7 protein-coding genes are annotated in these 12312 nt (G+C 69.8%); 4 read left to right on the forward strand and 3 right to left on the reverse strand.

The window, feature by feature from the left end; all coding sequences use genetic code 11:
• The 3 genes from ACQKIP_RS07230 to ACQKIP_RS07240 form a co-directional block, all read left to right on the forward strand.
• The coding region (locus tag ACQKIP_RS07230; protein WP_427742420.1) for a DUF6531 domain-containing protein at window positions 1-3930 on the forward strand (3930 nt) is incomplete at its 5' end.
• Entirely contained in the window at window positions 3927-5309 is a 1383-nt protein-coding gene (locus tag ACQKIP_RS07235) for an SUKH-3 domain-containing protein (protein ID WP_365863068.1), read from the forward strand. The genes ACQKIP_RS07230 and ACQKIP_RS07235, both read left to right, overlap by 4 nt.
• An 11-nt stretch (window positions 5310-5320) precedes the next feature.
• Window positions 5321-6022, forward strand: a complete 702-nt coding sequence (locus tag ACQKIP_RS07240; protein WP_427742423.1) for a hypothetical protein — start codon at window positions 5321-5323, stop codon at window positions 6020-6022.
• 61 nt (window positions 6023-6083) lie between these two features.
• On the opposite strand, the gene ACQKIP_RS07245 is transcribed toward ACQKIP_RS07240, so the two are convergent.
• Together ACQKIP_RS07245 and ACQKIP_RS07250 are read right to left on the reverse strand one after the other, a co-directional pair.
• Window positions 6084-7286 (reverse strand): NAD(P)-binding domain-containing protein, encoded by a 1203-nt coding sequence (locus ACQKIP_RS07245; RefSeq protein WP_365863065.1) that lies wholly within the window; start codon window positions 7284-7286, stop codon window positions 6084-6086.
• A gap of 23 nt (window positions 7287-7309) precedes the next feature.
• Window positions 7310-8554, reverse strand: coding sequence for an ATP-grasp domain-containing protein (locus ACQKIP_RS07250; RefSeq protein ID WP_365863107.1), 1245 nt, complete (start codon window positions 8552-8554; stop codon window positions 7310-7312).
• 208 nt (window positions 8555-8762) lie between these two features.
• Here ACQKIP_RS07250 and fahA point away from each other — a divergent pair, with 208 nt between their 5' ends.
• On the forward strand, window positions 8763-10052 hold the full coding sequence (gene fahA, locus ACQKIP_RS07255) for a fumarylacetoacetase (protein ID WP_365863063.1): 1290 nt from the start codon (window positions 8763-8765) through the stop codon (window positions 10050-10052).
• 224 nt (window positions 10053-10276) lie between these two features.
• Here the strand turns inward: fahA and recQ are convergent, their stop codons facing one another.
• Window positions 10277-12208: a DNA helicase RecQ gene (gene recQ / locus ACQKIP_RS07260; RefSeq protein WP_365863062.1), complete on the reverse strand. Its 1932-nt coding sequence runs from the start codon at window positions 12206-12208 to the stop codon at window positions 10277-10279.
• Window positions 12209-12312: the final 104 nt, after the last annotated feature.

The following is a 12312-nucleotide window of genomic DNA, read 5'->3' on the forward strand; positions in this document are numbered from 1 at the left end:
GTCGGCGACTGGGTCACCGACAACTGGGACACCATCGTCGCCGTCTGCAAGGTCGTCGTCGCCGTACTCGGCGTCATCGCCATGATCATCGGCGGGCCGATCCTCGGCGCCATCGTGCTCATCGCGGCACTCGTCGTCCTGGCCGACACCCTCCATAAATACGCCAACGGAGAAGCAGGCCTACTGGACGTCGCCTTCGCCGCCCTCGATTGCATCCCCGGCATGAAGGGCCTCACCAGCCTCCGCGGCCTCGCCAAAGGCATGAAGGGCCTCAAAGCCGGGCTCAAAGGCATGGGGAAGGGACTGGGCAAGGGCGGACTGCGCAAGGGGGCCGACGATGCCGCGGCCTCCAGCAAGAAGGCAGAGGGACGCTGCAAGAACGGCGACCCCATCGACATGGTCTCCGGCGAAATGATCATGCAGGAGACAGACGTCGACCTGCCGGGGCTGCTTCCGCTCGCCCTGCGGCGAACTCATTTGTCGACGTACCGCTGGGGCCGATGGTTCGGGCCGTCATGGGCCTCCACCCTCGACGAACGCCTCGAACTCGACAAGGAGGGTGCAGTCTTCGCCACCGAAGACGGCATGCTGCTGCTCTACCCGGTCCCCCACCCCGGCACCTCGGTCATGCCTCATGAGGGCCCCCGCTGGCCGCTGGACTGGGACGGTGCTCCAGGCGCACCCATCCGCATCACCGACCCGTCCACGGGCACCACACGTCACTTCGCGCCGGCGGAATCACCCGCGTCGACTGACGCCGCATTCACGATGCCGTTGTCCGCGATCACCGACCGCAACGGCCTGCGCGTCGACTTCGAGCGCGACCGGCACGGTACGCCCACCGCCGTACGTGACTCCGCCGGCCGCCACCTCCACATCGACACCGTGCGCGACCGCGTCGTCGGCCTGCGCCTGCACAACCCGCAGGACGGCCCTGAAGGAACGACCCTGCGGCGCTTCGGCTACGGCGCCGACGGCAACCTCACCGAGATCTACAACTCCAGTGGTCTGCCTCTGACGCTGACCTACGACGGCCGCTCCCGCATCACCTCGTGGACCGACCGCATCGGTTGCCGGTACCGCTTCACCTACGACGATCAGAACCGCTGCGTCAGCGGCGAGGGCACCGATGGCCGCCTCTCGTGCTCCATCGCGTACGACGACGAGACTCGTACGACCCGCTACACGGACTCGCTGGGCAACACCACCACCTACCGGCACAACGAACTCCGCCAACTCGTCGCCCAGACCGACCAGCTCGGCAACACCACGTACTCCGAGTGGGACCGGTACAACCGCCTGCTCTCCCGCACCGACCCGCTCGGCCAGGCGACCCGGTACGTCTACGACGCGGACGGCGCCCCCACGGCGGTCATCCATCCGGACGGCAGCCAGGAACGCGCGGAGAACGGCATCTACGGCCAACCCGTCGCCGTGGCACAGGCGGACGGACACGTCTGGCACCTGGAGTACGACGAACGCGGCAACCTCACCGCCGAGATCGACCCCACCGGCGCACGGATCTCCTACCGCTACAACGACTTCGGTGCTCTCACCTCGGTCACCGACGCTGCGGGACGCACGGCGCTCCTGGAGCCCTCTGCGACGGGTGATCCCACCTCGAGTACCGACGCCGAGGGGTCCACGACGCACTTCGAGCGCGACGCCTTCGGCAGGCTGATCGCGCAGACCGGGCCGGACGGCTCGGTCACCCGGACCAGTTGGACCCCCGAGGGCAAACTGAGCCGGCGCACACTGCCCGACGGCAGCACCGAGCACCGCGTCTACGACGGCGAGGGCAACCTCGTCGAGCACACCGACCATCTGGGGCAAGTCACCCGCTTCGAGTACTCCGGATTCGATCTGCCGTCGGCCCGGATCGATCCGGACGGATCACGCCTGGAGTTCGGCTACGACCGCGAACTGCGTGTCACGTCGATCACCAACCAGCTCGGCTCCGTCTGGAATTACGTCTACGACGAGGCAGGGCGCCTGGTCCAGGAGCGTGACTTCGACGGACGCACCCAGAGCTACCGCTTCGACGCCGCCGCCCGACTCGTCGGCCAGACCAACGGGGCGGGGCAGGCCATCGAGTACGTGCGCGACCCGTTCGGCAAGGTACTCGAGGAACGGTCCGGCGAAGGGACCACGGCCTACACGTACGACCCGGTCGGCAATGTCCTGCGGGTGAGCGACGGCCACACCGAGTTGACCTATGAACGCGATGCCCGTGGCCGCGTCCTCGCCGAGACGTGCAACGGCGCCACCGTCCGCTCGGCCTACGACCTGCTGGGTAGGCGCACCCACCGGGTCACCCCGTCGGGCGCCGAGAGTGTCTGGGAGTACGACGGCCGTGACCGGCCGGTTCTCCTGCGGACCGCGGGCAGGACCGTCACCTTCGGGTACGACGAGGCCGGACGCGAGGTGGAACGCCGGGCCGGATCCACCGTGCTCAGCCAGACCTGGGACACGGACGGCAGGCTGAGCACACAGACACTGACCGCGGACGGCGGGCCATCGGGCTCACCGGAGCGCCGACGAGTACAGGAGCGGGCGTACCGCTATCGGCAGGACGGCTCGGTCACCGCGATCAGCGATCTGCTGGGCGGCGACCGCGTGGTCGACGTGGACGGCACGGGGCGGATCACCGGCGTACAGGCGGCGACCTGGTCGGAGCGGTACGCGTACGACACCGCCGGCAACCTCACCCGGGCAGAATGGCAGGGTCACGACGCGGCTCGGACCGCGCAGCCTTCCGGCGGCGAACCCGCGTCTCGCGGGTCGGGCAACGTGCGTTACGAGTTCGACGCGCAGGGCCGCGTCGTCGAACGGCGCAAGAAGCGGCTTTCACGGAAGCCCGACGTCTGGAAGTACACCTGGGACAGCCAGGACCGGCTCGTTGGCGTCACCACCCCGGACGGCACCAAATGGGGCTATCGGTACGACCCGTTCGGCCGCCGTGTCGCCAAACAGCGATTCGGTCCGGACGGCGTGACCGTGGTGGAGGAAGTGAATTTCGCCTGGGACGGATTCGTCCTGGCCGAGCAGTCCACGTGCACGGGCGACGAAGCACCCAAGTGCACCGTGTGGAACTGGGAACGAGACCGGTTCAGCCCGGTCACCCAGGTGGACCGGGTCGCTGCGGGCGAGAACCCGCAGGAATGGGTGGACGACCGGTTCTACTCGATCGTGACCGACTTGGTCGGCACCCCCACCGAACTGGTCGACGACCGGGGAGAGCTGGCCTGGCGTTCCCGTACGACGGTATGGGGTGCCCCTCTGGGTGACGCCGGGCCGGACGCCGCGTACTGCCCCCTGCGCTTCCCGGGGCAGTACGACGACCCCGAGTCGGCGCTCCACTACAACTACTACCGCCATTACGACCCCGAGACGGGACAGTACGCCTCGGTCGACCCGCTCGGCCTGGCCCCCGGCCCCAACCCGCGGGCTTACGTGCCGAACCCGTTCACCGCGGTGGACCCGCTGGGGCTCGCGCCGAACTGTGAGACGGCGGCCAAGGACGCCGCCAAGAGGCGGGCACAGGAGGAGCAGGACGCCCCGACCGGTGCGAGCAAGAAGACCAGGCCCACCAGTGCGGCGGGGCTTTCGGTACCGGGGCACAAGACACCCTTCACCGGCGCCAATGCCAAGGGCGGCCCCGACGTGCAGCACGATCTGCACCCTGACATCAAGGCCGCCTACGATCGTGTGCCGGAGAACCTCCGGGCGGGTAACCAGCACGGGAAGTGCGGTGAAGCGGAAGCGCTGTCGAACGCCAAGAAGGCGGGCGTGGACCCCCGCGGTGGTGTGATGGCCGCCGTGAACGTCCGCGCCTCGGGGAATGCGGCACACCAGACCCCCAAGCCCATCTGCGACTCGTGCAAGCATGTGCTCGACGAACTCGGGGTCAGAGGAGCGGACTGGGCATGAGCGACGAACTCCGGCAGCGTTGGTCCGAACAGACCGATCACGCGCTGCGGAAGGCCGGCTGGTTCCCCGGCCGCTCGGTGTCCACCGAGAGCCACTTGCGTGCGCAGCGCGAACGCGGCGGTTTCGAGATGCACGAGGCGGCGCGACAATTCCTGGCCGAATTCGGGGACCTGCTCGTCGAGACGCCGACGGGTCCGTTCCGATTCGACCCGCTCGCCGCCGGATGGGACGACAAGATCTTCGACGTGCCGGGGGGTGCGCCGGGTGCCCCGTCGTATCTGTACCCCCTCGGCGGCGACGACGCCGGTGAGGCCCTGGGCATGGCCCCCGACGGAACGGTCTATCTCGGTCCGGACACCGTCAGGCCGCTCGCGCGCTCGGCCGACGAAGCGCTGGAGAGGCTCGTCACGGGCAGCCGCACCCACGCCCGGGAAAGCGGATCGGCCTCGGAGGACGAACTCCACACCCGCTGGTCGCCGTTGACCCAACGCGTCATGCGATCTTGCGGCTGGTATCCCGGCCGCAGAGTGCCGAGGCCGGACTGGGAGGACGCGCTGCGCGACCTCGGACACGAGGTGCACGACGCGGCCCGCGGGTTCCTCGCCGAGTTCGGCGGGCTGCGGACCGACGAGTGGACACCGGGGCCGATCATGCCCCAGTCGTCCTTTCGATTCGATCCACTCGCGGTCTCCGCCAGGGGGCGCGAAGCGTTTTCGGATCTGACTCCTGTCGGAGAGGTCGACGGCGGGGGGAGCCTTGTCGGCATCGCTGCGGATGGCACCGTCAGCATCGCCTCGGACGGCATCGAGCACCTCGCGGCCGGCGGGTACGAAGCTGTGGAGAAACTCGTCATGGAGCGCCGCACCGACGCTCCGCTGCCGTTCGTCCCGGCTGGGGACCATCTCGTGCTCCCGCACAGCCCCGAGCAGGATCTGCGAGCGGAGATCGGGCGACGATGGTCGGCGGAGACCGACCGCGTTCTGCGCCTCGCCGGCTGGTACCCCGGCCGGTCGGTCTCCACCGTTGAGTGGGAGCACACGCTCCACGAAGCCGACGAGGACTTCGAGATCCACGACGCGGCGAGGAACTTCTTGCGGGAGTTCGGCGGCCTGGAGATCGACCAGAAGGGGCCGGGGCGCACCGCGCCTCGCTCTCCGTTGCGCTTCGATCCGCTGGTGGCCAAGTGGGATTGCGAGATCTTCGACGAGCTCGGCGAACAAGCGGGTGTCCATCTCTACCCCGTCGGTGACACGGGGCGCGGTGTCGCCTACCTCGGTATGGCCCCGGACGGAGCGGTTCACGTGGGCATGGACAGCGTGCAGTTCCTCGCGGAGAACGGCGACAGGGCCCTGGAGAAGCTCATCGAGGGGATCCGTTAGGAGCAGCCACCGTGGTTACCTTCTCGTTTCACGTGGATCTCCGCGAGTTGGCACCGCCGTCTCCTGGTTTCGCGCTCGGCGACATGGAGGTGGAAGGCAACACGGGTGTCGTGACCTCCCGTGGGCACCGACCGGACCAGTCGATGATGATTTTCGTGGCGGCGAGCGATCTGCTCGACGGTCTGCGGGATCTCGTGGAGAGGGAGCGGAGGTACTTCCGTTTCGTCGGCTGCGACTCGTCCTTCCGGCTCGACTTCGCCCGGAGCGGAGACGGGCTGATCACCACGGCGGATGGCGGGGGCAGGCCTGTCGACGCGTCACCGGCAGCGCACGTGCTCGGCGCGGCCTTCACGGCTGCGGACTGCTTGCTGTGGTGGCACCGCGAGAAGCTGCCCGGGGAGGACGCGGCACTCCGGGACCTCGAAGGTTCGGTGAGGGCGCTCGGCGATTTCCTCAGGCGGAAGGACACGCCTCTGACGTCGGGACATCCGGCCACCGAATTCGTCATGCGTCTGGACGACGGCATGCTCGAGTTTTTCCGGGAGATCGTCGACGTGGTCGTGGACGGCTTCGGGGTCCCCCGGGGGAAGGCCGTGGCCTGGGTCAACCAGCGTTACGGGCACCAGGTGATCTCTCCGTACCCGGACATCATGTGTCATGAGATGCCGGAGTACTGGGTGCCCGACGATGCTTTCCCTTCTTCCGGGCCCTGACTTTCGGGCCGGCCCGGCCTCCGGGCCCCGATGCCGGTCCCGGTCAGCCTCTCGGCAACACTCACCCGTGCGCCCCCGCCAAGTGCCCCGCCAGCCGCGGCGAAGCGAATTCCGTGCCGCAGACGAAGCGCATCACGGGGCCGTACGACGCCGCTGCCGGGAGGCCTGTGAAGTACAGGCCGGGGATCGAGGAGACGTAGCCCGCGCCCAGTTTCGGGGTGCCCCGGCTCGTGGTGAGGCGGGCGCGGAGGGCCGGGCCGAGGAAGTCCATCGCGGCGACGTCGACGCGGTAGCCCGTCGCCGCTATGACGTGGTCCGCGGAGAGTTCACGCAGGCGGCCCCGCGGGGTCTCCAGGCGCAGGACCGGGCTGCCGTCCCGGACGTCCGCCGAGATGACGCGGCGGACCTCCCGCGTCTCGACCTTGCCCTCGTACCGCTCGCGCAGCCACCACGCGCCCAGCGGGCCGAGCACGCGCCGCACGAGGTAGTGCCGGGCCTGCGGGGGCAGATAGCGGTACGGGTGGGGGTAATAGCTGATGGCGTAGAGCGACCAGGCGCGGCCGAACGGCGACTCGGGGCGCAGCTTCGGCTGCTCCCACGGGGGCGCCCCGAAGGCCACCGATCCCCTGCCGCGCGCCACCACCTTCACGGTCGCGCCCGCTTCGGCGGCGAGCGCGGCCGTCTCCAGGGCCGACTGCCCGGCGCCGACCACGATCAGCTCGCGCCCCGCGAACCGCGACAGGTCGCTGTGCTGCGAACTGTGCGACACGGGGCCCGCGGGGGACGGCCCGTCCGGCACCGCCGCGGCGAGCGAGGGCGGCAGCTGCGCGAGGCCCGAGAGTCCGGTCGCGACGACGACCGCGCGGGCCGTGAACTGCTCGCCGGAGTCCAGCTTCAGGTCGAAGCCCGCCGTGCCCCTGCGGTCGACCGACACGACCCGCACCTGCTCCAGGTCGGGCACCAGCTTTTCCTTGAACCACTCCCCGTAGGCGATGAAGGTCTCGATCGGGATGATGTCCTCGTCGGTGACCAGGCGCCGTATCCCCGCCGCGTCGCAGTAGTCGACGAGCTTGTGGCCGTGTTGCGGCGCGTCGATGTTCGAGGCCACCGGTGTCGATTTCAGGAGCATCCCCGCGGGCATGTGGGAACGCCAGCTCACCATGGGGTCGCCGAAGACCCGTACCGGAATGCCTCGGGCCCGCAAATGGGCCGCGGTGGAGAGGCCGAACGGCCCCGCACCGATGATTGCCACTGGATGGATCACGAAGTCCCTCCCCAGGACGTCACTTACTTCGTGTGCCTGCTGCCGCGCTTTTGTGTCCGCCAGAGCTGATAGAGATGCTTCGCGCCCGGCCGTACGAACCGGGCGAGCATCGTGAAGAACGGCTTCATGTCGTCCGCGGCGAGCCACGCCAGTTCCGTGCCGCTGGCGTGCGGGGGCGCGTGCGGTGTGGTGTAGCCGCTGCGGCGGTAGGCGAGGAGAGCGGGCAGGTCTATGTTCTCGACGACATAGCGGTGACCGGCGCGCTGCTCCCCCTTGGGAACGGGGCGACCCGTCAGGTGCAGGTGCATCGCACGGACCACATCGATCCCGGACTCGTTCTCGAAGAGCCGGAACTGTGCGCCCATGCGGGGGTTGAAGTCGAGCAGTTTGTACTGACCGTCGCGCCGGTCATAACGCAGGTCGAGGTCGATGACGCCGGAGAAACCGATCTGTTTGATGAAACGCGCGGCGAGGTCCGCGAGTTCCGGATTGTCGACGACGTACGCATTCGCCGTCATCCCGGCGTGCGGCGGCCAGGAACGCACCTTGACGCCGGTGAACATCGCCCGCGGTGTCGAGTCCGCGTCGAAGTACGCGTGCACGATCCAGTCCTCGGCCTGCTCCCGCGGCAGATACTCCTGGATGATCACTCCGGGCCGCTCTCCCCAGTCCCGGGCGAGCCCGAGCAGGCCCTCCGGGGTCTCGATGCGCGTCGTGCCGTTCACCGCGGGCCGGGAGCGGCGCGTGAACGCCTCCCGGTTCTTGGCGACCACCGGGAAGACCGCGGCGGCGGCGAACTCCTCGATGTCCCGGTAGCTCTCGGGGAAGGACGCGGCCGGCGAGGCGATGCCGTGCTCCACGCACAGCTCGTGCAGGCCCTGCTTGCTGGCGAGGCGGCGGGGTAACTTCGGCTCCACGCGCGGGAAGAGGAACCCCGCGCCGCTCAGCGGCTCCTGGTGCTCGGCGATGAGCACGGCCGCTTCCTCGTCGGTCGGGATCAGGACCGTGGGCCTGCCGATCCGGCGCGCGAGGCGCAGCATCCCCTCGACGAGCCGCTGCGGCTCCTCCGCCCCGGTGGTCGGCCAGGGGAAGGCGCGGGTGAGATGACGCGAGGCGGCGGCCGGTGTGTAACGGTCCTCCGTGATCGCATACATGGGCACGCCGAGCCGCCCGAGGCTGCGGATCGCGCCCACGCCGCCGTGATGCAGCGGGTAGTTGCCGAACTTCACGATCAGGCCGGGCACCTCACGGTCCACCGCGAAGGGCATGCTGTCGTTCGTCATGGCCACGGGTCCCCCCACGTGTCCCGCCGTATGACCCGGACCCACCCCGTCCGCGCCCCCCAAAGGACGCTAAGCCGGAATTGACCATTCCAGCAAGGCTTATTCGGACATTGCGAACTCTTTAGACACTGCCCTCAGCAGGGGTTCCCACGTAACGTGTGGCACACCCATATGGAAAGCGAGGCAGGTACGCATGTCCGAGCACACCCCGCTCGACCCGGCCGGAAGCGACCCTTCCGCCCGCTCCGTAGGCGACCCCTTCGCTCTCGCGGAGGGCGATCCCTTCGGCCCGCACAACCTCCCGTACGGCGTGTTCTCCCTCGCCTCGGACGCCGCCGGGGAGCGCCGTGTCGGCGTACGGCTCGGTGATCACGTCCTCGACGCGGGCGCCGCGGCCGCCGCTCTCGGCTCGCCCTATGTCTCGCTGCTCGCCGGGCCCACGCTCAACCCGCTGCTCGCCGCGGGCCGCACGGCCTGGTCCGACGTGCGTCGCGCGCTCACCGCGTGGGTGACGATCCCGGCCCACCGCGAGGTCGTACGCCCCCTGCTGCACCCCCTGTCCGACGTCACGCTGCACCTCCCCTTCGAGGTCGCCGACTATGTGGACTTCTATGCCTCCGAGCACCACGCGACCCATCTCGGGCAGATGTTCCGCCCGGATTCGCCGACTCCGCTGACCCCGAACTGGAAGCACCTGCCCATCGGTTACCACGGCCGGTCGGGCACCGTGGTGGTCTCCGGGACCGAGGTCGTACGCCCTTCGGGCCAGCGCAAGGCTCCGGCGGAGACGGCGCCCGTCTTCGGGCCCTCCGGCCGCCTGGACATCGAGGCCGAGGTCGGCTTCGTCGTGGGTACGCCCTCCGAGCTGGGCACCCCCGTGCCGCTCGCGGACTTCCGGGAGCACGTCTTCGGCCTGACCCTCCTCAACGACTGGTCGGCGCGCGACATCCAGGCCTGGGAGTACGTCCCGCTCGGACCGTTCCTCGGAAAGTCCTTCTGCACCTCGGTCTCGGCCTGGATCACCCCCCTCGAAGCCCTGGACTCGGCGCGGGTAGCCCCTCCCGCCCGCACGCATGAACTCCTGCCCTACCTGGACGACTCCGCGGAGTCCGTCGCCGACGAACCCGGCGGCTACGACCTGCGCATCACCGTGACCCTGAACGGCCAGGTCATCTCCGAGCCGCCCTTCTCCACCGTGTACTGGACGGCCGCTCAGCAGCTCGCCCACATGACGGTGAACGGCGCGTCCCTGCGCACGGGGGACCTGTACGGCTCGGGCACGGTGAGCGGACCCGAGAAGGGGCAGTACGGCTCCCTTATCGAGATGACCTGGAACGGGCGGGATCCCCTCGAACTCCCTGACGGCAAGCGGACGTTCCTGGAGGACGGCGACGAGGTCACGCTGACGGCGTGGGCCCCGGGGCCGGACGGCACCCGGGTGGGCCTCGGCGAGGTCTCTGGCCGGGTGGCCTCGGGCCGTTGAGGTCGCGGGCCGGGGGTGGAACCACCCCCGGCCCCTCAGCGCCTCGGATTCGTCTGCCGCGCCGTCTTGGCTGGGCGCGCAGTTCCCCGCGCCCCTTCGGGCCCTGCCGGGCGGGGCCAGCCCGGCTACTCGGGGGCAGCCCGTGCCCAGCCCGTCTTCCGCGCCGTCGTGGCTCGGCGCGCAGTTCCCCGCGCCCCTTACGGGGCCCTGCCTGGCGCTGCCCCTCAGAAGTCCTCCGGGGGTTCCGGCCAGTCCTCCTCCGGGGGCTCCGGGGCCTGCGAGGGCGCCCCTCCGTCCAGCTCCGCCAGGACCTCCAGGACGCCCTCCCCGTACGTCGCCAGTTTCTTCTCTCCGAGGCCGCTGATGCCGCCGAGCTCCGCGAGGGACGACGGGCGGAGGGTGGCGATCTCCCGGAGCGTTGCGTCGTGGAAGATCACGTACGCGGGCAGGCCCAGCTCCTTGGCCTGTGCACCGCGCCACGCCCGCAGCGCCTCGAACACCGGCACCGCCTCCTGGGGCAGCTCGGCGACGGCAGCCGCGGCCTTCGCCTTCCGCTCCCCCTTGGGAGCCTTCGCCGCCGCGGGCCGCTTCGGCTCCTTGCGCAACCGCACCTCCCGCTCCCGGCCGAGGACTGAACCGCTCTGCTCGGTCAGGACCAGCGTGCCGTACTCCCCCTCCACCGCGAGCAGGCCCTGCGCCAGCAGCTGCCGGACCACCCCGCGCCATTCGGCTTCAGCCAGCTCCTCGCCGATGCCGAAGACCGAGAGCTGGTCGTGGTCGAACTGGATGACCTTGGCGGTCTTCTTGCCGAGCAGGATGTCGATGATCTGCCCCGCGCCGAACTTCTGCCCGCGCTCGCGCTGGAGTCGCACCACCGTGGAGAGGACCTTCTGGGACGGGACCGTGCCGTCCCAGGTCTCCGGCGGGGTGAGGCAGGTGTCGCAGTTCCCGCAGGACTGCCCGTCCGCGTCCTGGCCGAAGTACGTCAGAAGCTGGGCCCTGCGGCACTGGGCCGTCTCGCACAGCGCCAGCATCGAGTCCAGGTGCGAGGCCGCCCGGCGCCGGAACGCCTCGTCGCCCTCGCTGCCCTGGATCAGCTTCCGCTGCTGGACCACGTCCTGGAGGCCGTACGCCATCCAGGCCGTGGAAGGCAGTCCGTCACGTCCGGCGCGGCCCGTCTCCTGGTAGTACCCCTCGACGGACTTCGGCAGGTCGAGGTGGGCCACGAACCGGACGTCCGGCTTGTCGATGCCCATGCCGAAGGCGATCGTGGCGCAGACGACCAGGCCCTCCTCGCGCAGGAAGCGCGACTGGTGGGCGGCGCGCGTCCCGCCGTCCAGACCCGCGTGGTACGGAACGGCCTCGATGCCGTTCTTGCACAGGAACTCGGCGGTCTTCTCGACCGAGTTGCGCGAGAGGCAGTACACGATGCCCGCGTCGCCCGCGTGCTCCTCCTTGAGGAAGGCAAGGAGCTGCTTCTTCGGCTCGGCCTTCGGCACGACGCGGTACTGGATGTTGGGCCGGTCGAAGCTCGCCACGAAGTGCTTGGCGTCCGGCATGCCGAGCCGCTCGGTGATCTCCCGGTGCGTGGCGTGCGTCGCCGTCGCCGTCAGGGCGATCCGCGGGACGTCGGGCCAGCGCTCGCCGAGCAGGGAGAGCGCCAGATAGTCCGGGCGGAAGTCGTGGCCCCACTGCGCCACGCAGTGCGCCTCGTCGATCGCGAAGACGGAGATCTTGGCGCGGGAGAGCAGATCGAGCGTCGTCTCCAGGCGCAGCCGCTCCGGCGCCAGATACAGCACGTCGAGCTCCCCCGCGAGGAACTCGGCCTCCATCACCCGGCGCTCGTCGAAGTCCTGCGTGGAGTTGATGAACCCGGCCCGCACGCCCAGGGCCCGCAGCGCGTCGACCTGGTCCTGCATGAGCGCGATGAGGGGGGAGATCACCACGCCTGTACCCGGCCTGACCAGGGCGGGGATCTGATAGCAGAGCGATTTGCCGCCGCCGGTGGGCATCAGTACTACGGAGTCACCGCCCGCGACCACATGCTCGATGATCGCTTCCTGCTCGCCCCGGAACGCGTCGTACCCGAACACGCGGTGCAGTGTCCGCAGCGCGTCACTCTCCGCCACCGCGCTCGGTACGGTCACCTCGCTCATGCCACTGTTCCCATCCATCGCCCTGCCCCCGTACCTCGCGTACATCTCGTACGTCGCGCTTCGACCGCTGACTCCACGATAGGGCTCCGCACCGACACCTCCGG

The organism is Streptomyces sp. NPDC059900 (genome assembly GCF_050270335.1).
In the GTDB taxonomy this organism is placed as follows: Bacteria; Actinomycetota; Actinomycetes; order Streptomycetales; family Streptomycetaceae; genus Streptomyces.